Here is a 23121-nt window from a genome sequence, read left to right as displayed (position 1 = left end):
AATTGCCTAAATTAGCGGCCAAATTTAAATACCGATGAATTTACACGAGTACCAGGCTAAAGAACTGCTGAAAAAATATAACGTACCGGTACAGGAAGGTATCCCGGTAGATACTCCCGAAGCGGCTGCGGAAGCATATAAGCAACTGAAAGTGCAATTCGGCAACAACTTCGCGGTTGTAAAGGCACAGATCCACGCCGGTGGCCGCGGTAAAGGCCTGATCAGGGGTACGCAGCAGCATGGCGTAGCGGTAGGAAAAAGCTCAGAAGATATCAAGACCATCGCCGGCAATATCCTTGGCGGCACCCTGGTGACCGTTCAGACCGGCGAGGCGGGTAAAGTGGTAAATAAAGTACTGGTTGCGCAGGATGTGTATTATGACGGTCCCAGCAAACGCCAGGAGTTCTATCTCTCCATCCTGCTGGACAGATCCAGCGGCCAGAATATGATCGTATACTCCACGGAAGGCGGTATGAGCATCGAAGATGTTGCTCATGACACTCCCGAGAAAATATTCCGCGAACGCGTGCACCCGAATATGCCCCTCCAGGGCTTCCAGGCGCGCAAGATCGCTTTTAACCTCGGCGTAACCGGCGAGGCCTTCAAAAACATGGTGAAATTCGTGACCAACCTGTACAACGCATACGTTGGCCTGGATGCCGCCATGATCGAGATCAACCCGCTTTTCAAAGCGGCTGATGATAAAGTGATCGCCGTAGACTGCAAGCTGAGCCTGGACGATAACGCCCTGCTGCGTCATCCCGACCTGGTAGCCCTCCGCGACATCACCGAAGAAGACCCCACGGAAGTGGAAGCAGGCCAGTATAACCTGAACTTCGTGAAGCTGGACGGAAATGTAGGCTGCATGGTGAACGGCGCAGGCCTGGCCATGGCCACCATGGACATGATCAAGCTGTCCGGCGGTGAACCCGCCAACTTCCTGGACGTGGGAGGCACCGCCAACGCACAGACCGTGGAAGCAGGCTTCCGCATCATCCTGAAAGATCCTAAAGTAAAAGCGATCCTGATCAACATCTTCGGCGGTATCGTTCGTTGCGACAGGGTAGCCCAGGGTGTGATAGACGCCTACAAATCCATCGGCACCATCACTGTTCCCATCATCGTGCGCCTGCAGGGTACCAACGCTGCCGAAGCCAAAGTGCTCATCGAGGAAAGCGGCCTGAAAGTACAGAGCGCCATCCTGCTGAGCGAAGCGGCAGACCTGGTGAACAAGGCGGTGAACGCATAATCCTTCAGAATATTGTTCTTACATATCGATGGCCGGCATTATCGCCGGCCATTTTTTTGCCTATCTTTGATTTCCATCCTTTTACTCTGAACATGTGCGGGTTAATGGTTCAACCACTAACACAAGTTTTTCATGCTACGCATCCGCCAATTCTTTCTCATTTGTTCCGGGGCACACCTGCCCATGCTGCGCCGCGCGCCTTCAGAGCTCAATAAGTACGCAGGCATCGGCGCCACCGTTTTCTTTACCGGCGTTTTCGCTGCCATATCCGCCGGGTATGCGCTGTGGACCGTTTTCCAGCAAGCCTGGATCGCCGCGCTTTTCGCCCTGGTATGGGGGCTCATGATCTTTAACCTGGACCGCTACATTGTTTCCAGCATGAAAAAGCGGGAACGTTTCGGGCAGGAGCTGTGGATGGCCACGCCGCGTATCGTTCTCGCCGTGCTGATCGCCATTGTGATCTCCAAACCGCTGGAGCTGAAGATATTCGACACCGAGATACAGGCCGAGCTGATCATCATGGAACAGCAGAAGTTCCGTGAACAGGAAACCAGGGTTTCCGAACGTTACCTCAGCCGCAGCAATGAGCTGAAAAGCCGTTTAACCGCCGTACAGCAGGAAATGGCCGTGCAGGCCGCCCGCAGGGATACGCTGCAGCTGATCGCCCAGCAGGAGGCGGACGGCACCGGCGGCTCCCGCGTGAAAAATCTCGGCCCCATCTATAAAGCCAAAAAGGCGGATGCAGACAGCGCTTCAGCCGTATTGGCCTCGCTGGCCCTGCGGCAGCAGGCCTTACGCGCAGAACTCGCGAAAGTAGACAGCACCGTGGCCGCAGATATTACCGGCCTGCAACGCGGCCGGCTGAACGGCATGGCTTCCAGACTGGAAGCGTTGGGCCGCGTCACCGCCGCCAGCCAGCCCATCCGCTGGGCCAACTGGTTCATCATGCTGCTGTTCATCGCCATAGAAACCGCCCCCGTGTTTGTAAAGCTCATTTCCCCCCGCGGCCCTTACGACGACCTGCAGGACCAGCACGAATTCACCTTCGCCATGCACCGGAAGGAAAAGAAAGCCATCCTGCAAATGGAAACGGAAGAAAGGATCGCGAAAAAAGAAGCGGAAAAAACGGGGCGGCCGGCCGGCGAAGGAAGGACGGCGTTCTCGTGAGGAGGTTTTGTCGTCATTGCGGGGAGCGGCGGGGATTTTGTGCGGTAGCCGCGACGAAGCAATCTCCTCCCCGCAATGACGGACTCCCCCACCCGCTTTGGCCCTGCTGCTCCCCGCAATGACGAGCTTTTCTTAAGCGGATAATCATTTTTAAAAAAAATCCCGAAGGGGTTTATGGAATCAGGACAAAAACCACATCCTGACCATAAACCTCCGGTATGAAACCACTGCTATACCTCTTCACCCTCGTCATTTTTACTAACGCTACCGCACAAACGAAGAAGGTCACCGTTCCTTCCACTATCGAGAACGTCACTATTTTCCTCCAAGGCGCGCAGATCACCCGCAGCGCAACAGCCACTATCCCCGCAGGCACCGCCATACTGGTGTTTCCAGGCATTTCGCCCGAGCTGGAGGAAAAGAGCATCCAGGTACAGGGGAAAGGCGCTTTCACCATCCTGTCCGTATCGCGCGAAAGAAATTATATGAACACCCAGCGGCCCCAGGAAGAAATAAAAAAATTGCAGGAGCAGCTGGAAGTGCTGGAAGAAAAACTGCAGCGCGAAAAAAACAAAGAATCCGTATTCAGGCAGGAAGAGGAAATGCTCAAAAAGAACCAGGACCTGCGGGGTACCAATACAGGCCTCAAAACCGCGGACCTGAAAGAAGCGCTGGACTTCCAGCGCAACCGCCTTACCGAAGTGCTGGACCAGCAGCTGGCCATACGGGCCAATATCCGCAGGCTGGACGACAATATCCGGCAGAACATGCAGCAGCGCGCCGCGCTCCTGGAAACAAAAGACACTTCCACCACGGACCTGCTCGTGACTGTTTCTTCCAAAGAAAATATCAGCGGCAGGCTTACCCTCCGCTACCTCGTTAAAAACGCCGGCTGGTACCCTACTTACGAGCTGCGCGTGGAAAATATCAGCCGGCCGATGGAGCTGGCCTACAAAGCCAATGTGTTCCAGCAATGCGGCGAAGACTGGAAAAATGTAAAGCTCAGCCTCTCCAGCGGCAATCCTTCCGAGAACGGGCAGAAACCTGAAATGAACGCCTGGTACCTGCGCACTTTCAGCAGCATGCAGGAACTCACGCGCGCCCGCTACGCCTCGCCGCTGAAGGACCTCAGCCGCGCCACCGGCCGCGTGATGGACGCTTCCGGCAATCCCATTACCGGCGCTTCCATCCGCATACCCAACCGCACTATCGGCACCAGCACCAACGAAAAAGGCGAGTTCAGCCTGCAACTGCCACCCGGCGCCACTTCGCTGGATGTGTCCTTTATCGGTTACAAGGGCCAGCAGATAACGCTGAGCAGCAATTTCATGAACATTGTGCTGGCGGAAGATACCAGGGCGCTGGAAGAAGTGGTGGTAACAGGTTATGGCGCCTCCAGGAAAGAACTCACAGGTGCGCTGGCCGGCGTCTCTCCCGGCATTCGTATACGTGGCGTGAGCACCGCCAAACAGCACGAAGACATTCCGCTGGATGTATCCGCCAGCTTCCACACCACCAGCGTCAATTTTGATATTGCAGTGCCCTACAGCATTCCTTCAGACGGGAAGCCGTATGCCGTGTCTGTCAGTCAAACCGCCGTGGCCACCACCTACCAGTACCACGCCGCGCCCAAGCTGGACCCTGCCGCTTATCTTGTGGCCGGCATCACGGGCTGGGAGCAGCTGAACCTGCTGGAAGGCGAAACCAGCATCTACTTCGAAGGCACTTACCTCGGCAAATCGCTGCTCAACCTGCAAAGCGCTTCAGATACCTTGTATGTGTCGCTTGGCAAGGACAAGAATATCGTGATCAACCGCAGGTTGCAAAAGGAATATTCAAAGAACCAGTTCTTTGCCAGCAACCAGACGGCGGTACGCAACTGGGAGATCAGTGTGCGGAACAACAAGCAGGAACCGGTGCGCATCCTGGTGGAAGACCAGGTGCCCATGCCCGCGCAGAACGAAGTGGAAGTGAGCAAGGTATCGTATGCCGGTGCCAGTATGGACCCCGTGTCGCAGCTGGTAACCTGGAGCCTGGAGATCCCCGTGAAAGGGGAAAAAAAGATGCAGCTCCAGTACACGGTGAAGTACCCGAAAGGCAAACTTGTCAATCTCGATTAAGTGTCATATACCCCAAGATGTAGCTCATGCTTTTTACAGCGCCTCCCGGTCCCGGGAGGCATTTTTTTGTTATACGCGCAACTTTGCGTACATTAAACATACTATGCAGGTACATATCAAAACAATCCACGGAACCAGCGCCGCGGCAGGATGGGCAGGACCACGCAGCGTTGTGATAGATCGCACGCCCAGGGCCGGCGGGCTTGGCATCGGCTTCAGCGGGGAAGAACTTTTTATGATGGCCATCGGGGCCAGCCTCTGCAACGACCTTTACCGGGAAGCCGCCACCAGGGGCATAGAGATCGCCCATGTTGAAATTATCGTGAATGGCGACTGGAGCGGGGAGCCCGCACAGGCGAAGAACGTCCGGTACGACATCCGGCTGGAATCTCCCGCGCCGCGCAAGGATGTGGAAGACCTGATCAGGCATACGGACCAGGTGGCGGAAATACCTTACTCACTCAGAACAGGCACACAGGTAAAACTGAACGCGATAGACGTGGTGAAACAGGGCGCCTGAACCGCCGGTAAAATTTAACAAAAGCTTCTTTTTTCCTGCCCCGGCTTCCGTTGGCGGGCCGCGCATTATTCGCTATCTTGTATTGTATGACGATCCCTAAAACCTTTGCCAGCTTAGCCCTCATTCTCTTCGCCGGCTTGCAGCTTTCCGCACAGTCCGGCAAAGTGAGCAGGGTGAAAATATCCAGAACATCTGCCGCCGCCGACAATAAAAGAACCGCCAGCGTCAGTAAGCGGAAGCAGCTTTTCCTGCTGGATTCCGCGGAAATAATGACCATCACCGACGAAAAATTGCGGGACGACCAGGTGGGATTTGTGAGCACGGTAAGAGACCCGTTCACCCTGTTTAAACTTGGCTACGGCAAATACGACAGCGTTACTTTCATTTTCACCAAACATTACCTGCAACTGCCGCCGGAGCTGAAGAATACGCCGTCTACCGCAAGGCTGGAAAAGCGGAATACCAACCGGTATTATTTCAGGGGCCGGCTGTACACGGGAAAGGTGATCGATTATTATTATTCCGGCGATGTAAAATCGGAATCGTATTATGAGGATGGTTTGCTGAAAGGCGCTGAAAAAAAGTATGACGTTAACGGCCTGCTGACGCTGCATACCACAACGGTGTCGGATACACTGGATACTGAAAAAACATCCATGGACAGCGCGGGGAACGTTTATTACCGCTGGAAATACCTGCTGCCGCAAAAAGTATCCGTATCCGAATACTATTACCCTGACGGGAGCCTGAAAACGCGGATCGAAGCCCATAGGAACGGCACGCTTGTCAAAAAGTACCTTTCTTCCGGCATGATAACAGACTCCGTATTCAAGCCATGGCCCGGTATGGGAACGGCCGTTAAAACCAAAACGATGGAAAGGCGCGAAAAGCTGCTGAACATCGATGAGTACGATGTTGCATTAAAAAGAGAACCCGGCAACCCGGCGATCTACCTGGCGCGCGCCGCTTACAGGATAAAAAAGCTGGACTATGCCGGGGCGCTGGCCGATCTGAACGCCTGCATTGCCATAGAACCGCAGGAACCGGACTACTACGGCGAAAGAGCGCTCGTGCCTGTTTATAAAGCGGCGTACTGGGATACAGACAGCAGGCTGAATAAAAGAGAGATCGTGGAATATATGCGCACGCATCCCAACATCAATATACCCGCTGCAGACAAGGCATCGATGATGAAAGACCTGCAAAGGGCCGCTGTGCCTTTCAGCACGGATAATGTGTTTAAGGAGCTGTACAAATACCTTAAGAGCATAAACTTCTGATATGAAAATGATCACCGCTATTATGCTGCTGGCGGCCGCTTCGGCTTCCGCCCAGTCCAAACCCAAAAAAGTGTTGTATTACCTGGATTCGGTATTGATCGTGTTCAACCCAATGCAATACAATTATTATAACGGTATTCTTTCCCCTGCGGACGTTGCTTATACCAATATGGTACCGGCTCGCAAAGGCCTGCGGTATGCGGCTGAAAGGAGCTACGACAGCATAGCGCATGTATTCACAAAAGCATATATAGCACGGAGCGAAGAGGAGAGAAGAATCCCTGCTTCAGACCACCTGGAAGGACGGAGGGAAACTTCCGACATCTTCCGCTATTATTACCAGAATAAACCCTATACAGGTAAAATAATTGACTATCATTTCAACGGTAAGAAAGAAGAAGAAGGAATGCTGGAAGACGGCAGGAAAACCGGTCCCTTCAAGCGTTACGACGAAGACGGGAATTTCTATTCGACGCGTACCTATACGAAAGAAGGCGACAGCCTAAGTGTAATACACACAGACGCTGCGGGGATCGTATTCCGCACAGAACTGTTCAGAACAGACGAATCTTCCGAGCGGCAGTGGTGGTATGCCAATGGCAAGCTGAAAAAAACTGTCAGCATAAAAAAGCACAGGTCGGTGGAGGTAACGTACCATTCCGACGGCAGGATAAAAGATTCGCTTACCACCTGGAACAGGTTTGTAAAAAGAAGAGGGAAATTTGAAGAGGTGGCCAGCCTCCTGCATAAAAAAGATTTCAACGCCGCTCTCCTCGCCGATCCCCGGAACGCTGAGATCTATTACCTCCGCGCCTTTCAAAAAATAGGTGACCTGCAATTTGATGCTGCTCTGAATGATATTGATACGGCCATTACGATGGAACCACTGGAGCCGGTGTACTACGGCCAGCGGGCAATTACCCGCATTCAAAAATACGCTTACCTGCGCGATAAAACCCAGCTATATGACGATCACCGCTTCTACCCCTATCTGGCGGAACACCCGCTGAACATCCCGGCGGAAGAAAAGGCGCTGATCATGAAAGACCTGGAAACCGCCAGTGGCGCGGGAACGGATTATGACAGGTATTATAAGCTATACCATTATTTAAAAAATATGCAGTTCTGATACAACGATCCCGAAACCATTACAGGTACCTGAAAGAAAGCGGCTTCGGCCCTACTCCGTCACCACTTCCACCTCGTACACAGGACTGAAAAGATACACCCTTTTAGAAGGCACTTCCTCGCAACGGAACCTTTTGCGGATGCGTTCGCCTTTGCGGAATATGCGGCCGTCTTTGGTTTTGAAGAGCTGCCCCGGCGGAAGCTGCTCCACCAGGTAATGGTTTTCCCTGCGCCGGTCGTAGTTCTTGAGCACGCGCATCAGGTCCTCGTCCGCACAGGAGCTGGCGGCGGGGTTATGCAGGCTTTGTTTTACGGCGGCTTCCACATCGGGCGGCAGGTAATCCTTACCGACGAACTCCCGGAGGATCTTGCTGTATTCCTGCTTCCATTCCTTGCCATGGGCGGGCACCCGGTTGCCATAAACGATGAAGGTCACCAGGTGGGCGATCTCGTGGAGCAGGGTCAGTAAAAAAGAATATTTGTTGAGCCCGCCGTTGACGCTGATGCGGTGGCCTTTGTTCTCGTAAGGGTGGCGGTAATCCCCGAGCACGCTCTGGCGCTCGCGGGTGATGGTGAGATGTACTTTGTATTCGCGGATGTAAGCGATCACCTGCTCAAACGTCCCGTCCGGCAGGTAACTGGCCAACGCATGTAAAGGTGCTTCTTGCTTCAATTACTCAGGATTTCTTTTGCTTGATCATCATCCGGTACAGGTGGATGGTTTCAAACACCGTATATACCAGGTAAAAGAACAGCAGCAGGAAGATGGTCGATTTGCTGACATGCGGGCGGCTCAGGAATACATACACGCCGATGCCCACCGCGCAGAGCATGAGTTTGCTGAGGGTGGAGGCATACACTGACCTTACAAAGACGTTAGGATTGGCTGCCGTCATGCCTTTGCGGTTCAGGGAATAACTAATGAGGGTAATGAGCGCCATGGCGATGTTGCCCGCGACCAGCACTTCAAAATGCACTCCCAGCGACTGGAAGAGCCATTGCTGCAACAGGAACAGGACAGCGGTGATCAGTATGAACACTCCTGCCAGCCAGAAAATAAACTTATCGGTCATGCTTGCTGGTATCTTTTACAATTCGCCACAAAAGTAGGGCTAAAGCAAGTAAAGAAAAAATGATCATGAAAGCCGGGAAACGTATCCCCAGCCATTGATCCAGCAAGTAGCCCAGCCAAAGGGCCAGGCCGATGGCAGCAAGCATCTGGAACGCCAGCCCGGCGTACCGCCAGAGCATTTTATATGGATTCTTCCTGGAGGACGGTTCTTCCATTTTTGTTAGACTCCGCGTTTGAGTTCGATGGGGCCTGCGGCAGGTCTGCCGGGTCCATATAGCAGCGGCCATTGAATTTCACCGTAGGTTCCATTTCAAAATGTGCCGTGTAAATATCTCCTTTGATCAGTGCGTTGCCTTTGAGGAACAGCAGCTCCTCGCATTTAATGATACCCGTTACCTTCCCCAGGATGTCAGCGCTCTGGCAGATCAGGTCTCCATTGATCTCGCCCTCGGGCCCTACCACGATCTTGGCTTTGGTAGACACCAGGCCGGTAACCTGCCCGTCTATCCGGATATCACCCTCGCATACAATATCTCCCTGGATACTGGTGCCGTTCCCTATAAGGTTGATGTTGGAGGTAGGCATAATGCTCTTGCCCTCGCCTTTCTTACTTTGGTTAAACATAGGTTTTCAAGGTTTTTCGTTTAAATAAAGATGGTGTAAGATAGTGAAAAAATATTTAATAAGTACTGTTGTCAACTTTAGGCAGTTTCAGCATGTTCGTGTCCAGCGGCTTGTTGTCGCCGATCACATTCTTCAACATGTTGTCCAGGTACTGGTCCCGCACGGTGATGGCCCGTTCCAGGGAATCGGTGCGCATCTTCAGCTGGAGGAATTCTTTCCGCTGCTTCAGGTCCCCGTAACCCGGTATGTAATATCGCAGCGGGGTGAATACCACCGTAGCCACGGTAATGGCCACCAGCAACACAAAAAGGGTGCTCAAAGCTACATAAACGCTCATACGTGAAAGGCGGAAGGCAGTTACTTCCTCATAGGTATCGTCGTTCATGATCACGAGCCTGTACTTATGGTTCAACCTGTCCAGGCTCCTTCCCTTATTTTTGTCTTCCAGTGCCATATACGCTTAGTAAAAATGTAAAGATTGAAGAAAATAATGAAATATCCGACAAAAAATCATAATTCGTTAACCCGGAGCCTGAAAAGCCATTTCAAGTTAGCCCTTATACGTTCAGCAAAGAAAAAAATTATCCTATCTTTAAAATATTTTTTTCTCTAACGCAGTTATATAGATTAGTAGTTTTTACTGACCCTGGCTTTACATGAATTGTTCTAGATCCTTATATATACGCGCCTGTGTGTTAAGTTTGGTTATGTGTTCAGGTGCCCTGGCGGTATTTGGTCAAAATCAGACTGGCGGCAAACCCGTGAAAAAGGAAGACCGCCGTCCTCCTTCCGAAAAAATGGCCGAGAAGCCCTTTACCGTCACCCGAAGGGTGGTTCAGAACACCGTTACCCGGTATAACTACTATTATCACGCGAAACTCAGGCTGGAAAAGGTGCTTGCGGGCATCAACGCCCAGCGCCAGGACAACTATAATGTGTTCCTCCCCTTCTACCCTTTTACCGTAGAAAAACTCAATCTCAATTCCGGCGAGCTGGACTCCGTGATCCAGAAAGCATCCGTAGCCGTACAGATCCACGACCCGCGCGGCCGCTGGATAGACGACTGCTTCCTGCTGATCGGCAAAGCCTATTATTACAAAGGCGACTGGGAGAATGCCAACAACACCTTCCAGTACATCAATACCACCTTCGCCCCTAAAAAGAAATCGGAATACAATACCGTGGTGGGCCGCAGCGAAGACGACCGCCTGTCCATTTCCACACGGGAAAAACAAAAGGACTGGTTCAGCCGCCAGTTCAGGCACAAATCCGCCCGCAACGACGCCTTCGTGTGGCAGGCGCGCGCTTTCCTGGAACAGGGCAAACACGACGAAGCCCAGTCGCTGCTGAACATCCTCGCGGCGGACCCGTATTTCCCCAGGCGGCTCAACGGCCAGCTGGCGGAGTTGCAGGCATGGCGCTTCTACAAACAGGGCAACTACGCCCAGGCCATTGCCCCGCTCGAAGAAGCCATCAAAAGATCCAACAGCGGCCGCGCTCAGAAAGCGCGTATGAACTTCATACTCGGCCAGCTGTACGCCGCACAGGACCGGCAGGATTCCGCTATCAGGGCCTTCCGCAACGTTATAGCCCTGAAGCCCGACGCTACCATGGACTTCAACGCCCGCGTGCAGATCGCCAAAGCCAATGTAAAAGCCAACGGCGGCAGCCTCGAAGAAAGCATCGCCGCCCTGCAGCGCATGCTGCGCAAAGAACGGTTCATCCCCTTCCGCGACGCGATATATTACCAGATGGCCGCCCTCTGCGCCAACGAACAGCCTGAGCGGGCTATCGATTTCCTGCAGAAGTCGCTGAAGGTGGAAAGCGGCAACATGCTCCAGAAAACCCTGACCTTCAAAGGCATGGCGGACATTTATTACGCGACCAAAGACTACGCTTCAGCCCAAAAATATTACGACAGCACTTCCCTGATCATGGGAGCCGATTTTGAAGAAGCCGAGCTTGTGACCACCCGCAAAGAAGCGCTGGCAGAGGTAACGGAAAAGCTGCGCATCATGCACCTGGAAGACAGCCTGCAAACCATCGCCGCGCTTTCTCCCGCCCTGCGCGACTCCATGCTGTCCAAACAGGTGGCCGCCATCAAAGCCGCCAAAGCCGCCCCTGAAAAAAGCAAAGAAGGTACGGAAGAGAACAACAGCTCACAGCCGAAATTCACCACCAACAGCGGTTACAGCAGCCCTTCCTTCGGCCCCGCGCCCGAGGCCGGCGGTGAATGGTATTTTTATAACGCCAGCACCAAAAGCACCGGTTATTCAGAATTTAAACGCCGCTGGGGCAACCGCACACTGGCGGACAACTGGCGCCGCAGCCAGAGCACCAATCTGCTGGCCGGCAACAATAACGCACCTGTGCCTGAAGCGGACCCTGTAACCGATCCTGCCGCCGCTATAGCCAATCTGCCGGCAGACAGCATTAGTACCTCGCTGCTGGCGGAAAACCTGCCCGATACGCCCGAAAAGCTGAAAGAATCGCGCACACGGCAACTGGAAGCCTGGTACGATCTCGGCAAGATCTACAACGACAAGCTCGACGATCCCCGCGAGGCCATCCTTACCTACGATTCCCTGCTAAGCAGGTTCCCCGAGAACCCGCGCAGGGTGGAGGAATTGTACTCGCTTTACATCTGGCACAACCGGCTGAACCATACCCAGGAAGCGACCCGTTACAAACAACTCGTTCTCACCCAATACCCCGGCACCAACTTCGCCAACATCCTGCAATTCGGCCTGCCGAAAGACGAGGACAAGGCCAAGACCGGCGCCGTGAGCGCTATTTACGAAGCCGCTTACAACGCATACCGCGCGGGCAATTACGACACCGTGGCCGTGCTCCGTAAATTCGCCGATTCCGCTTATGGTTACAGCTCCCTGCAGGCTAAGTTCGATATGCTGGAAGCCATGACCATCGTTAAAACGTCATCAGAGGATTCCGGCAAAGCCGCCATAGCAGGGATCATCGCTAAATATCCCGGCGACGCGCCCATCCTGGAGCAGGCCAAAGCCATCCAGGAAGTGCTGAACCGCCGCCAGGAGATCACGGACTACCTCGCGCAGCTGCGGGTAACAAGAGACAGCAGCGGCACCGCTGCGGTGGATGAAAACATCAGCATCCGTTATCCCTGGCAAACGCCTAAGCCAAACCTGCCTGATTCCGCCGCTACCGTTGTAAAAGGCGTGGATTCAGCGGCAGTGGCCGCTTCAGGAGTGGATTCGGCAGCGGTAGTTCCCGCAGCGCCGCCACCGCCACCTGTTACGCCTTATGTATTGGGTGACGAAAAGGCAGCTGTCCCGCATTTCGTGGTGCTGTATTTCAACCGTGTGTCTAAAGTACTGATAGACGAAGCCGTGGCCCAGTTCTCCAAATACAACGCTGAGCAGCACCCGGCGGATAAGCTGGAAACCAGCAGCTTTGTGCTCACCCCGTCTGAGATCATGGTCATTGTGCGGCTTTTCCCCGATGAGAACAAGGCCCTGGGATATTTTGACGAAGTGACGAGAGTAGCTCCCACCGCTATTATCCCGCGTATCAAACCCACTGAGTATAAATTCTTTATCATATCCCGGGAAAACTTCATCCTGCTGAACAATACCAAGGACATAGAAGGCTACAAGAAATTCTTCGGCGTGAACTATATAACGGAATAATATTTGCACTTCAATCCGGGAGCACTATGCCTCCCGGCCTATGAAACCCGGGGAAAACTGCATAATTTTGCATTAAACAAACTGTTTCACACATTTTAACATATAAAACCGAGCTTAATAAGATACTTGGTCCTTAGGATTTTGCGAGGTTCTATCTGACCAATAAAATAGACAAAAAATATACAGATAAAACCGAGCTTAATAAGATGCTAGATCACGGGATTTTGCGAGATTCCACCTGGCCATCAACGTAGACGAAAAATATACAGATGAAAAAATCCGTAAAAATATTATGGTATGCCTTTGGCGCCGGTGTGGCGGTATTCCTGCTGCTCCTGCTGCTCATCAACCTCCGCCTGATCGGCCATATGCCCAGCATGGAGGACCTGGAGAACCCAAGGACGTCCCTCGCTTCTGAAGTAATCGCCGAAGACGGTACACTGATGGGGAAATATCTATCGGTAGACCGTTCCAATGTAGACTACAAGGATATCTCCAAGAACGTGATCAATGCCCTGCTGGCCACAGAAGACCGCAATTTCTATGACCACTCCGGTATTGACGCCAAAGCGACCGCCGCTGTGCCGTTTTACCTGCTCATCGGTAAAAAACGCGGTTCCAGCACCATCACCCAGCAGCTGGCGCTCAACCTCCAGCAGGACTCCGAGGGCAAAACCCGCTCCCGCAACGCATTTGTGCGCGGCTTCCAGAAGCTGACGGAATGGGTGATCTCCATCAAGCTGGAGAGGAACCTTACCAAAAAAGAGATCATCACGCTTTACCTCAATACCGTGCCCTTCGGCGATAACGTATACGGCATTGAGAACGGCTCCAGGACTTTCTTCAGTAAAGACCCCGCGCGCCTTTCCATTGAAGAGGCCGCTACGCTGGTGGGCATGCTGAAAGGCTCCACCCAGTACAATCCCCGCCGCAACCCGCAAATGGCGCGCGACAGGCGGAATACCGTGATCAACAACATGGTGGATGAAGGGTACATCACCGCGGCGGAAGGCGAGGCTGCGAAAAGCCGCCCCATCGTGCTGCGTTACAACAAGATCGACCATAACAAAGGCCTTGCCCCCTACTTCCGCGAAGTACTGCGGGCTGAGCTGAAAACCTGGTGCAAGGAGCACAAAAAAGCAGACGGCACCGAGTACAACCTCTACCGCGACGGCCTGAAGATATACACGACCATCAATCCCCGCATGCAGCTGTACGCGGAGGAAGCCGTGGCCAAACACCTGAAAGACCTGCAAAAGGCCTTCCAGCAACAGGCCAACATCAAAACCGGCAAGATCTGGAAAGACCCGCTGGCCCTGAAAGACCTGCCTGTTTTCGTGAGAGAAAGCGACCGCTACCGCCAGATGAAAGAAGACGAAGCGACCGACAAAGAAATAGAAACGGCCTTCAACACCCCCACCAAAATGCAGGTGTTTGCCTGGAAAAGCTTTACCGAGCCGGACCTGAACGTGACCGATACCGTGATGACCCCGCTGGATTCCATCAAATATTCCAGGGCCATCCTGCAAACCGGCTTCATGGCCATGGACCCTGAAAGCGGTGAAGTGAAAGCATGGGTGGGCGGGCCTGATTTCCGTTATTTCAAAAACGACCACGTGTCTAAAACACTGCGCCAGGTTGGTTCTACCTTCAAACCGTTCCTCTACTGCTTTGCGCTGATGAATGGTTTTAATCCCAACACCATGCTGCCGAATGAGCCTATTACCATCGGCAACTGGACGCTGACCACCAACTCCGAAGGCAGCGTGGGCGGTTCTATTTCCATGGCGGGAGCGCTGGCTAAATCGCTGAACCTGGTGAGCGCTTACCTCATCAAACAATTCGGCGCAAAGGCTTTCGCCAACTTCGCCAATACCAAGATCGGCTTCCAGTCCAATAAAATAGAACCTTATCCGTCTATCGCGCTGGGTACTTCCACCCTCTCCCTGTTCGACATGCTGAGGGCCTACACGATGTTCCCCGCCAGGGGCGTGATCACCACACCGATCTACGTCACGCGCATCGAAGACCGCAACGGCAACATCCTGGAAACAAATGTACCGGAGAAAAAAGAAGTGATCAGCGAAATTGATGCATACACCATGGTGAAGATGATGGAAGGCGTAACCACCACCGGCGGTACCGGTGCAAGGCTGCGTTTCCGTTACAACATCCCCGGTGAAGTGGCCGGTAAGACCGGTACCACCAACAGTAATACAGACGGATGGTTCATCGGCTACACGCCGCAGCTGCTGGCGGGCGCATGGGTAGGCTGCGATAACAACTACCTCCGCTTCAACAGCACCGCCCTCGGCCAGGGCGCCAATACCGGCCTGCCTATCTGGGCGCTGTTCATGCAGAAAGTGTATGCGGACAAAACGCTGGGCATCGATCCCAACTCTAAATTCCCCATACCCGCCAACATGCAGAACGACCTGTACTTCAACTACGACAGCAACGTACAGCCCGGCGCGGAAGCGGAAGATTACGGCAACGGCGCCGCCAGCGACTACGAAACAATAGACCTGCGCGACTATGGCGAACCCACCGAGCCCGCAAAGGAAACACCGAAGGATCAGCCGAAAGATCAGCCGAAAGACAATAAAGACAAAGAGAAGAAGAAGGATGAACCGGTTCCCGGGAATAACGCCAAGGCAGTGATGCCGGCAAAGCCGAAGAATAATTAAATCCTTTCTGATAATATTTTGAACGGCCTGTTCCTGATTTTGCCCGGGACAGGCCGTTTTGTTTGGATAACATGGCTGGAGATTATTTCAAATAAAATATAAAGTCAGATAATTTATATTGTTTTTGTTATAATTTAGAATTCCCTTACCTTTGGAATTCAAACAGGGGCTTTATGAAAAAACTTCATGGCAGGAAGCAGACGGGATTACAGAAACTGGTTGCCGTCAGCAATTGCCTGGCAGGCATCACCAAGGCGGAATTGCGGAAAGTGGAATGGAATGACATGAAGATCAGCCGGTATAAAGGGCAATTGCTGGCATATGCCGGCTTATGGTGGGAAACAGCCAGGCAGATATTCACTATCCAAAATATCAGGCACTCGATGTGGGGATTGAGCAATAAGCACCAGAATACCGAAGAGGCAGCTTTCCTGTCGGAAAAAGAAAAGCTGCTTTCAGAAGTGGTGCACGCGTTGAAAGCCCTCCCCCTTGGCACTACTGATCAGCAGCTGGAAAAGCTCGATCATTTGATCTCGGTATTGAACTCCTATCTCACGAAAGCAGAAAGGGTGCAGCTCATTCAGCAGCTGACATTTCACACCTCGGTGATCGATCTGAAAAAATTATTCACGCGCAGGATGCTCAAACGCAGCCTGAGAGCGCTCATCGGCCGCACTACGAAAAAAAGGGCATACCGTGGCCTGCGAAAATACCACTATCTGTATTACAGGTCCCACTTCAGGCACGTGGTAGATGAAACGGGAGATGCATTTCAAATTGTACCTAACAATGTGAAATCATTTTCCAACCTATCACAACTAAAAAATCATGGACATCTCCCAGATCATCCAGGAACTGATCGACTTACTGGAAACCAACAATACACTTACGGATGAAGAACGCGCAGTTATCAGAGAGGCAATTGATAAATTAAGCCAACCCATCACGCATGAAGAATTAAAGGCGATCATCGAACTTTTGCTATCATTATTTAATCTCAGTACACTAATCGTTAACCAATGAATATAGGAAAAGCTATCAGGGAACTCAGAAAAGAAAAAGGGCTTAGCCAGATGGACCTTGCATCCAAAGCAGGTATCACGCAGGCGGCACTTTCCAGGATCGAAAAGAGCGGCGTAAAGCCGGGACAGGATTCACTGAAACGGATCAGCGAGGTGCTGGAGGTTCCCGAAGGCTTGATCTATTCTCATGCCATCGAAAGAGAAGACGTACCGGAGAACAAGCGGGAATTATACGACCAGTTATTCCCCGTGATACAGAACATGATCGCGCAACTTGCGAAGAAATAAAAAAGGGACGGCAGGCGCCGTCCCTTTTTTATTTCTTATTTTAAAGATCATTCGCCTCTATACTCCAGCTTCCCCACCTTCATCGCGTTGTTGATCAGCTGCACCGCGATTTCCAATATCCCCGCTTCTTCTTTTGCTTTCACTTTCGGCGCATCGTCCGTGGGTTTGTGATAATCGTCGTGGCCCCCGGTGTGGAAGAATAATACCGGTACGCCCGCTATGTAAAAGCTGTGATGGTCCGAGCCGCCTTTGCCCGCGGCATCAGTAAAGAATTTTATGCCTTCATACTGCACGCCTTTGAAGATCTCCGGCCATTCGGCTGCCGAACCATACCCGCCGATACCCACACCGCGCTCAGGATTGTAACGGCCTATCATATCCATGTTCAGCATGAAATGCACGTTTTCCAGCGAATCGACAGGGGCTTTCGTGTAGTATTTGGAACCCTGCAGGCCCAGCTCCTCACCCCCGAAAGCGATGAACATGAAGTTGAAAGGTTCTTTCTCCGCATTGGCGGTATAGTACCGCGCAAGTTCCAGCAGGCCCGCCACGCCGGAAGCATTATCGTCTGCACCGTTGTGTATCTGCCCTGCGGGATATTTGCCGTCGAACAGGCCGGCGGTGCCCAGGTGATCGTAATGCGCGCCGATAATGATCGTATAGGGGGCTCCGTTATCAAGGAAGCCGATCACGTTGCGGCTGCGCAGGTTGTTATGTTTGCCGCGGCTGAAGGTGAAGTCCTGGTACCACTCGCCGTGGTTGCCCGGCTCCAGGCCCAGCCTGCGGAATTGTTTCATCACGAATGCGCCGGCTTTCCTTCCGCCTTTTTCTTCGGTGCCGCGGCCCTTCAGTTTGTCTGCCGATAAATACTTCACCGTTCCAGTGATCCGCTCTGCCGATGGCCTGTATTGCTGCGCAAAGCCGCCGGCGGCCGCCAGTAATAATCCCGCTAATAGTAAAACTCTCATATCATTCGTAAAATAAAAAGGCTCCTTTTCATGGAGCCTTTTTAGGATAATTATTTTATTTCTTTTTCGGTTGCTTCGGTTGTTTCTGTACTTCCTGCTGGCGTTTCTGCATCTCTTCCAGCCGCTCGGCCCACTTGCTTTTGCTCACCGGCTTGGCTTTGTTCGCCTGGATCTTAGCGTGGATCTTGTCGTGGTTGATGATGAACGTTTGTATCACCCATTGCAGCAGGATGCTGATCACGTTACTGAGGAAATAATAGTACGTGAGCGCCGCCGCCATGCTATTGAAGATACCGAGCAGCATTACCGGGAATACATAAGGCATGTATTTCATCACGGGGTTGCTTTGGTCCGTCATGCCGCGGTTGTAGAACGCGAGCACGAGGCTGGTGATCGTCATCAGGATGGTGAACAGGCTGATATGATCGCCGTACAACGGGATGGTGAAGCCAAAGTTGTAAATGGAATCGTAAGTGGAAAGGTCGTTTGCCCAGAGGAAACTTTCCTGTCTCAGCTCAATGGAAGAGGGGAAAAAAGAGTACATCGCCACGAGGATGGGCAGCTGCAGCAGTGCGGGCAAACATCCGCCGAGCGGGTTCACGCCTGCGCTGCGGAAGAGCTTCATCTGCTCCATGCCGAATGCCTGCTGGTCGTCCTTATGTTTCGCGCGCAGCTCGTCCAGCTCAGGTTTCAGCACTTTCATCTTGGCCGCCGATACATAGCTCTGGTAGGTGAAAGGAGCGATAATGAGGCGGATGAAGATAGTGAGCAGCAAAATGATAAGACCGTAGTTGCTGGTCATCCCGCTCAGGAAGTCGAACACGGGGATGATGATCCAGATGTTCACGTACTTCACGAAAGCAAAGATGCCGGAGCCGAGGGGGATGATCTTTTGCAGACCGATGTCCATGGCTTTGAGGGTCTTGTACTTGTTGGGGCCGTAATACACTTCCACGGGGAAGCTGTAGTTGGACGCGCCGTTGTACGGAATGCTCAGCGTGCTCATCTGCTGGCCAACGATGTTGCCGCTTTCAGGTACTTTGGAATGTATCTCGGCTGCGGTGAACTTGTCTTTTTTGGCGATAAGCGTGATATTGAAGAACTGCTGCTTGAAGCTGATCCACTGGATGGGCTTGCTGAGCTTCTCCTCACTTTTGTTCTGCAGCGTGAAGTAGTCGTGGTCTTCGTTTTCAAAGCGGTAATGCACCTGGTTGTTGAGGCGTTCCTGCTTGATATCGTGCTCCTGGAGATTGGCCTGGCTGTTCCATTGCAGGTTCAGGTTGCCTTTCGGCAGGATGTTCTGCATGTTCACCAGGTTGATGGTGTAATCCACCAGGTAGCTGTCGTTCTTCAGCATGTACTGGTACTCGATGTACTGGTTCGCTCCGGCGGACAGGCGGTAGCTGATGCTCTGGCTGCCGTCCGGGTGTTTTTCCAGCTGGCCGGGCGTGAAGTACACGTCTGAAGTATTGAGCGTCTGGTTGTTGGCCAGGGGGATCTTCAGGCCGGTCCTGTTAAATGAGCCTTGTTGCAGGAAGAGGGGCTTGCCGTCTGAGGATTTGAACTCTGTAAGCTGGATCAGCTTGGGTTCGCCGCCTTTATTGCTGAAGGTGATCTTTACGAGCTTGTTTTCCAGGACTGCGGTAGCCTCTGTGCCGGTTGCGCCCACGGTAAAGGGGCCGTATTCGGCGCTGAAGCGCGCGGAATCAGGCGTAGCGGCGGCCGTGGAGTCGTTCAGCGTTGCCACTGGCTTCGACTGTTCCTCCTTGGGCTTGTTCAGGTTGGCTATGGAATCCTGACGGGCCTTTTCCAGTCTCGCGTTTTCAGAGCTTTTCTGATTCCAGAAAATATACCCGATCAGTAAAGCGCCTAATAACACAAAACCGATGACCGAATTTCTATCCATGTCGAAAATTAAAATTTAAGGAGCAAAGGTAATATTTACGGCATAATGATGCACGATTTCTGCTAAAGGAAACTGTTAAATCTCCTCCTGCGGGAACCGTGCATCACTTTAAAATTATTTTATTCATGTATCACTTTCTCTTCGGCCTGTTTAGCCTTGCCGTTTTTGTTCTCGGCAAAGTTCTTGGCGGCTTCAATGAAGCTCACGAAGAGGGGGGCCGGGCTTTCCACCGTGCTTTTCAGCTCGGGGTGGAACTGGCCGCCTACAAAGAAGGGATGGCCGGGCAATTCGATCATTTCCACGAGGCCGGTTTCCGGGTTCTTGCCGGAGGCTATCATACCTGCCTGCTCCAGTTGGTTCAGGAAGTCGTTGTTGAACTCGTAACGGTGCCGGTGGCGTTCGCTGATAGCCGTTGCGCCGCCGTAGATCGCGGAGGCCTGTGAGCCGGGCTTCAGGTCGCAGGCATATGCGCCAAGGCGCATGGTGCCGCCCTTTTTGGTCACTTTTTTCTGCTCTTCCATGAGATTGATCACCGGGTAAGGCGTCTCGGGGTTCATTTCGGTGGAATGCGCTTCGCGCAGGCCCAGCACGTTGCGGCAATATTCCACTACGGCCATTTGCATGCCCAGGCAGATGCCGAAGAAAGGCAGGCTGTTCTCACGGGCATACTGGATGGCCGTGATCTTGCCTTCAATGCCGCGGTGGCCGAAGCCGGGAGCAACCAGCAAACCATCGAGGTTCTTCAGTTTCTCGCATACGTTTTCGGGCGTAATATGTTCAGAGTGAATATTTTGTACGATCACCTTGCACTCGTTCACGGCGCCTGCATGGATGAATGATTCCAGGATGGATTTGTATGCATCCTGCAATTCCACATATTTGCCGATCAGGCCGATGGTCACTTTGGATTTGGGGTATTTCAGCTTGTCCAGGAACTCGCGCCATTTCACCAGCTCAGGCTCTTTCTCCACGGGCAGGTTCATCTTTTTGAGACAGATCACGTCCAGCTTTTCGCGCATCATTTCGAGCGGCACTTCGTAAATGGTTCCCACGTCGTTCGCTTCTATCACCGCGTCTACCTGCACGTTGCAGAACAGTGCGATCTTCTTCTTCAGCTCACGGTACATAGGTTCTTCGGTACGGCACACCAGAATATCGGGGTGTACGCCGTTTTCGCTGAGCAGCCTTACAGAGTGCTGTGTGGGCTTGGTTTTCAATTCTTTCGCGGCACGCAGGTAAGGGATGAGGGTGAGGTGCACCACCAGGCAGTCTTCTTCGCCCAGCTCCCATTGCAGCTGGCGAACGGCCTCAATATAAGGCAGCGACTCAATGTCGCCCACGGTGCCGCCCAGCTCGGTGATCACGATATCGTACCTGCCGTCCTTGCCCAGCAGCAGGATGCGGCGTTTAATTTCGTCTGTAATATGAGGGATCACCTGCACCGTTTTACCGAGGTAAGCGCCTTCGCGCTCTTTGTTGATCACGGTCTGGTAAATGCGGCCGGTGGTAACGTTGTTGGCCTGAGAAGTGGGCGTATTCAGGAAACGCTCATAGTGGCCAAGGTCCAGGTCGGTTTCGGCGCCATCTTCGGTTACATAACATTCCCCATGTTCGTAAGGGTTTAATGTACCCGGATCCACATTGATATATGGATCAAATTTCTGAATTGTCACTTTAAAGCCGCGTGCCTGCAATAGTTTAGCGAGGGACGCTGCGATAATTCCTTTACCCAATGAGGAAGTAACACCTCCCGTAACGAAGATATATTTTGCCATAAAAACTAAGTTCCTGAAATTTTTACTTGACCAAAGAGGAAGTGCTGCCGGGACGACTGTTTGGTGTATCCTGTCAAGTAATTTACTTCCGTAAGGTCATGCAAAGATACACAAATTTGCCTCGCACCCAAGTTCAATTTCCCGGAACAGGTTTAAAAATCGATCGAAACCCAATACAGCAAAGCATTTCAGGAAATTAACGAAAAAATAGCGCGTTGCACTTTTCCCCCGGCGGCGGCCAGCCGCCTCCCCTGCTTCCATGGCGGAACGGCAACGTACCCGGCGCATGTCACGGGAATTATCGCCGCATTCCCGTAATTTTGCGTCCTGAAGCCAGGCATGAGGAATATTTGCCATACAGGGGCCGCATGCAAAGCACGCATGCGCTCTTTTAAAAGACAAATTATGCGCTTGAAAGCCGGCTATCAACGGACGAAATAACAGACGAAATAACAACTGATATGACCTTAACGCCAAAGAAGGCACACGAATCCCTGATCCAGATGACGGAGCTGGTGCTCCCCAACGATACCAACACCTTTGGCAACCTCATGGGCGGACGGTTGATGTACTGGATGGACATTGCTGCCGCCCTCGCCTGTATGAAACACTGCGCGGCGCCGGTGGTAACCGCTTCTGTAGACAACATTTCCTTCGAAAACCCCATCAAGCTGGGCAACGTGGTGCACATCGAAGCCATCGTGACCCGCGCTTTCAATACTTCCATCGAAGTGCACATGAAGGTTTGGGGAGAAGACCCGGTGCTGCAATACCGCTATAAATCCAACGAAGCATTCATGACCTTCGTGGCCCTGGACCCGAACGGCAAATCCAGGCCCGTGCCGCCGGTGATCGCCGAATCGGAAGAAGAAAAGAAACTCTTCGAAGGCGCGCTCCGCCGCCGCCAGCTGAGGCTGATACTGGGCGGGAAAATGAAACCCGCCGATGCAGGTGAGCTGAAAGCGCTTTTCTACGAACAGCAATAAAAAAACACCAGGATATATTAATACAAGCGGCCGCCCCAGCAGGGAACGGCCGCTTTTTTATATGAATCGATCTATCAATCAGTCTTTACTTACCAGCACGCTGGTCAGCTCGTTGAGTTTTTTCACTTTCTCCGCAAAATCCCCCTTCAGCCGGTCGCGGATGGCCTGCAGGTGATGCAGCACGTTTTCCAGCTGTTCCGGGATGGCCTCGTTCAGCACTTCCTTCAGCCTTTTGGCGATGGTGGGCGATTTGCCGTTGGTGCTGATGGCGATCTTGAGGTTGCCTTTCTGCACTACGGAACCAAGATAAAAGTCGCAGAGCGCGGGCGTATCCGCTACATTGATCAGCACTTTGGAGGCCTTGGCCTTTTCCCAGATGCAGCTATTCAGCTCCTTGTCTGCCGTGGCGGCTATCACGAGGTCCTTACCGAAAAGGTCGCCGCAGGAGAATTCTTTCTGCACCAGGGTTACATTGTCGAACCCTTCGGTAATGGAGGCCATTTCCGGTGCAAACCAGGTGGCTACTACGGTTACGCGGGCAGCAGGACAGTTTTGCAGGATGGCGGACACTTTCTCGCAACCCACGTTGCCGCCGCCTACTACCAGCACCTGGAGCTGCTCCAGCTTAAAAAAAACGGGAAACAAGTGATTCTGTTCCATGAGA

The 23121-nt window shown here is 52.6% G+C and carries 20 protein-coding genes; 11 read left to right on the top strand and 9 right to left on the bottom strand.

Going from position 1 to position 23121, the window contains the following annotated elements; translation table 11 throughout:
- The first annotated feature begins 34 nt into the window (after positions 1–34).
- The 6 genes from sucC (at position 35) to ACTJIK_RS08485 (ending at position 7465) form a co-directional block, all read left to right on the top strand.
- Complete coding sequence (sucC, locus tag ACTJIK_RS08510) at positions 35–1249, top strand: ADP-forming succinate--CoA ligase subunit beta (protein ID WP_440645936.1); 1215 nt, start codon at positions 35–37, stop codon at positions 1247–1249.
- Positions 1250–1381: 132 nt separating this feature from the next.
- Positions 1382–2416 (top strand): DUF4407 domain-containing protein, encoded by a 1035-nt coding sequence (locus ACTJIK_RS08505; protein ID WP_440645935.1) that lies wholly within the window; start codon positions 1382–1384, stop codon positions 2414–2416.
- Between the two features lie 218 nt (positions 2417–2634).
- Positions 2635–4536, top strand: coding sequence for a mucoidy inhibitor MuiA family protein (locus tag ACTJIK_RS08500; RefSeq protein ID WP_440645934.1), 1902 nt, complete (start codon positions 2635–2637; stop codon positions 4534–4536).
- Positions 4537–4639: 103 nt separating this feature from the next.
- A complete protein-coding gene (locus ACTJIK_RS08495) occupies positions 4640–5056 on the top strand; it encodes an OsmC family protein (protein ID WP_440645933.1) in 417 nt (138 codons plus the stop codon).
- 86 nt (positions 5057–5142) lie between these two features.
- Positions 5143–6336, top strand: a complete 1194-nt coding sequence (locus ACTJIK_RS08490; protein ID WP_440645932.1) for a hypothetical protein — start codon at positions 5143–5145, stop codon at positions 6334–6336.
- Position 6337: 1 nt separating this feature from the next.
- Complete coding sequence (locus ACTJIK_RS08485; protein WP_440645931.1) at positions 6338–7465, top strand: hypothetical protein; 1128 nt, start codon at positions 6338–6340, stop codon at positions 7463–7465.
- A 51-nt stretch (positions 7466–7516) separates the two neighbouring features.
- Here ACTJIK_RS08485 and ACTJIK_RS08480 read toward each other — a convergent pair whose 3' ends face one another.
- Genes ACTJIK_RS08480 through ACTJIK_RS08460 form a run of 5 tightly spaced genes read right to left on the bottom strand, consistent with a single transcriptional unit; the run spans position 7517 to position 9614 of the window.
- Positions 7517–8137 (bottom strand): SprT-like domain-containing protein, encoded by a 621-nt coding sequence (locus ACTJIK_RS08480; protein ID WP_440645930.1) that lies wholly within the window; start codon positions 8135–8137, stop codon positions 7517–7519.
- Positions 8138–8141: 4 nt separating this feature from the next.
- Positions 8142–8537 (bottom strand): hypothetical protein, encoded by a 396-nt coding sequence (locus ACTJIK_RS08475; RefSeq protein ID WP_440645929.1) that lies wholly within the window; start codon positions 8535–8537, stop codon positions 8142–8144.
- Entirely contained in the window at positions 8527–8715 is a 189-nt protein-coding gene (locus ACTJIK_RS08470; RefSeq protein WP_440645928.1) for an AtpZ/AtpI family protein, read from the bottom strand. Before ACTJIK_RS08470 ends, ACTJIK_RS08475 begins: the two co-directional genes overlap by 11 nt.
- 1 nt (position 8716) lies before the next feature.
- Positions 8717–9160, bottom strand: a complete 444-nt coding sequence (locus ACTJIK_RS08465; protein WP_440645927.1) for a bactofilin family protein — start codon at positions 9158–9160, stop codon at positions 8717–8719.
- Between the two features lie 55 nt (positions 9161–9215).
- Complete coding sequence (locus ACTJIK_RS08460) at positions 9216–9614, bottom strand: hypothetical protein (RefSeq protein WP_440645926.1); 399 nt, start codon at positions 9612–9614, stop codon at positions 9216–9218.
- A gap of 307 nt (positions 9615–9921) precedes the next feature.
- Between ACTJIK_RS08460 and ACTJIK_RS08455 the strand changes: the two genes are divergently transcribed.
- The 4 genes from ACTJIK_RS08455 (at position 9922) to ACTJIK_RS08440 (ending at position 16822) form a co-directional block, all read left to right on the top strand.
- Complete coding sequence (locus tag ACTJIK_RS08455; protein ID WP_440645925.1) at positions 9922–12825, top strand: tetratricopeptide repeat protein; 2904 nt, start codon at positions 9922–9924, stop codon at positions 12823–12825.
- A 269-nt stretch (positions 12826–13094) separates the two neighbouring features.
- Positions 13095–15512 (top strand): transglycosylase domain-containing protein, encoded by a 2418-nt coding sequence (locus tag ACTJIK_RS08450; protein ID WP_440645924.1) that lies wholly within the window; start codon positions 13095–13097, stop codon positions 15510–15512.
- A 173-nt stretch (positions 15513–15685) separates the two neighbouring features.
- Positions 15686–16408: a hypothetical protein gene (locus tag ACTJIK_RS08445; protein WP_440645923.1), complete on the top strand. Its 723-nt coding sequence runs from the start codon at positions 15686–15688 to the stop codon at positions 16406–16408.
- A 123-nt stretch (positions 16409–16531) separates the two neighbouring features.
- Complete coding sequence (locus ACTJIK_RS08440) at positions 16532–16822, top strand: helix-turn-helix domain-containing protein (protein WP_440645922.1); 291 nt, start codon at positions 16532–16534, stop codon at positions 16820–16822.
- Positions 16823–16869: 47 nt separating this feature from the next.
- On the opposite strand, the gene ACTJIK_RS08435 is transcribed toward ACTJIK_RS08440, so the two are convergent.
- The 3 genes from ACTJIK_RS08435 to ACTJIK_RS08425 form a co-directional block, all read right to left on the bottom strand.
- Complete coding sequence (locus ACTJIK_RS08435; protein WP_440645921.1) at positions 16870–17790, bottom strand: M20/M25/M40 family metallo-hydrolase; 921 nt, start codon at positions 17788–17790, stop codon at positions 16870–16872.
- Positions 17791–17845: 55 nt separating this feature from the next.
- Positions 17846–19696: a membrane protein insertase YidC gene (gene yidC / locus ACTJIK_RS08430; RefSeq protein WP_440645920.1), complete on the bottom strand. Its 1851-nt coding sequence runs from the start codon at positions 19694–19696 to the stop codon at positions 17846–17848.
- A 119-nt stretch (positions 19697–19815) separates the two neighbouring features.
- Entirely contained in the window at positions 19816–21471 is a 1656-nt protein-coding gene (locus ACTJIK_RS08425) for a CTP synthase (RefSeq protein ID WP_440645919.1), read from the bottom strand.
- 461 nt (positions 21472–21932) lie between these two features.
- On the opposite strand from ACTJIK_RS08425, the gene ACTJIK_RS08420 reads away from it, so the two are divergent.
- Positions 21933–22457, top strand: a complete 525-nt coding sequence (locus ACTJIK_RS08420) for an acyl-CoA thioesterase (protein ID WP_440645918.1) — start codon at positions 21933–21935, stop codon at positions 22455–22457.
- A 78-nt stretch (positions 22458–22535) separates the two neighbouring features.
- Here ACTJIK_RS08420 and ACTJIK_RS08415 read toward each other — a convergent pair whose 3' ends face one another.
- Positions 22536–23117, bottom strand: a complete 582-nt coding sequence (locus ACTJIK_RS08415; RefSeq protein WP_440645917.1) for a precorrin-2 dehydrogenase/sirohydrochlorin ferrochelatase family protein — start codon at positions 23115–23117, stop codon at positions 22536–22538.
- Positions 23118–23121 lie beyond the last annotated feature (4 nt).

The sequence above is a fragment of the Chitinophaga sp. 22620 genome (assembly GCF_052044405.1).
Lineage (GTDB): Bacteria > Bacteroidota > Bacteroidia > Chitinophagales > Chitinophagaceae > Chitinophaga.
Note: the sequence above shows the minus strand (reverse complement) of the source record. Positions and strands in the feature narration are given on the sequence as shown.

Bases quoted from the DNA above. Each gene is read 5' to 3' on its own strand.
- ACTJIK_RS08460 (WP_440645926.1), bottom strand. From the start codon at position 9,614: ATGGCACTGGAAGACAAAAATAAGGGAAGGAGCCTGGACAGGTTGAAC.
- ACTJIK_RS08445 (WP_440645923.1), top strand. From the start codon at position 15,686: ATGAAAAAACTTCATGGCAGGAAGCAGACGGGATTACAGAAACTGGTT.
- ACTJIK_RS08495 (WP_440645933.1), top strand. From the start codon at position 4,640: ATGCAGGTACATATCAAAACAATCCACGGAACCAGCGCCGCGGCAGGA.
- ACTJIK_RS08490 (WP_440645932.1), top strand. From the start codon at position 5,143: ATGACGATCCCTAAAACCTTTGCCAGCTTAGCCCTCATTCTCTTCGCC.
- ACTJIK_RS08465 (WP_440645927.1), bottom strand. From the start codon at position 9,160: ATGTTTAACCAAAGTAAGAAAGGCGAGGGCAAGAGCATTATGCCTACC.
- ACTJIK_RS08425 (WP_440645919.1), bottom strand. From the start codon at position 21,471: ATGGCAAAATATATCTTCGTTACGGGAGGTGTTACTTCCTCATTGGGT.
- ACTJIK_RS08435 (WP_440645921.1), bottom strand. From the start codon at position 17,790: ATGAGAGTTTTACTATTAGCGGGATTATTACTGGCGGCCGCCGGCGGC.
- ACTJIK_RS08470 (WP_440645928.1), bottom strand. From the start codon at position 8,715: ATGCTCTGGCGGTACGCCGGGCTGGCGTTCCAGATGCTTGCTGCCATC.
- ACTJIK_RS08500 (WP_440645934.1), top strand. From the start codon at position 2,635: ATGAAACCACTGCTATACCTCTTCACCCTCGTCATTTTTACTAACGCT.
- ACTJIK_RS08440 (WP_440645922.1), top strand. From the start codon at position 16,532: ATGAATATAGGAAAAGCTATCAGGGAACTCAGAAAAGAAAAAGGGCTT.
- ACTJIK_RS08415 (WP_440645917.1), bottom strand. From the start codon at position 23,117: ATGGAACAGAATCACTTGTTTCCCGTTTTTTTTAAGCTGGAGCAGCTC.
- ACTJIK_RS08420 (WP_440645918.1), top strand. From the start codon at position 21,933: ATGACCTTAACGCCAAAGAAGGCACACGAATCCCTGATCCAGATGACG.
- yidC (WP_440645920.1), bottom strand. From the start codon at position 19,696: ATGGATAGAAATTCGGTCATCGGTTTTGTGTTATTAGGCGCTTTACTG.
- ACTJIK_RS08475 (WP_440645929.1), bottom strand. From the start codon at position 8,537: ATGACCGATAAGTTTATTTTCTGGCTGGCAGGAGTGTTCATACTGATC.
- ACTJIK_RS08450 (WP_440645924.1), top strand. From the start codon at position 13,095: ATGAAAAAATCCGTAAAAATATTATGGTATGCCTTTGGCGCCGGTGTG.
- ACTJIK_RS08505 (WP_440645935.1), top strand. From the start codon at position 1,382: ATGCTACGCATCCGCCAATTCTTTCTCATTTGTTCCGGGGCACACCTG.
- sucC (WP_440645936.1), top strand. From the start codon at position 35: ATGAATTTACACGAGTACCAGGCTAAAGAACTGCTGAAAAAATATAAC.
- ACTJIK_RS08485 (WP_440645931.1), top strand. From the start codon at position 6,338: ATGAAAATGATCACCGCTATTATGCTGCTGGCGGCCGCTTCGGCTTCC.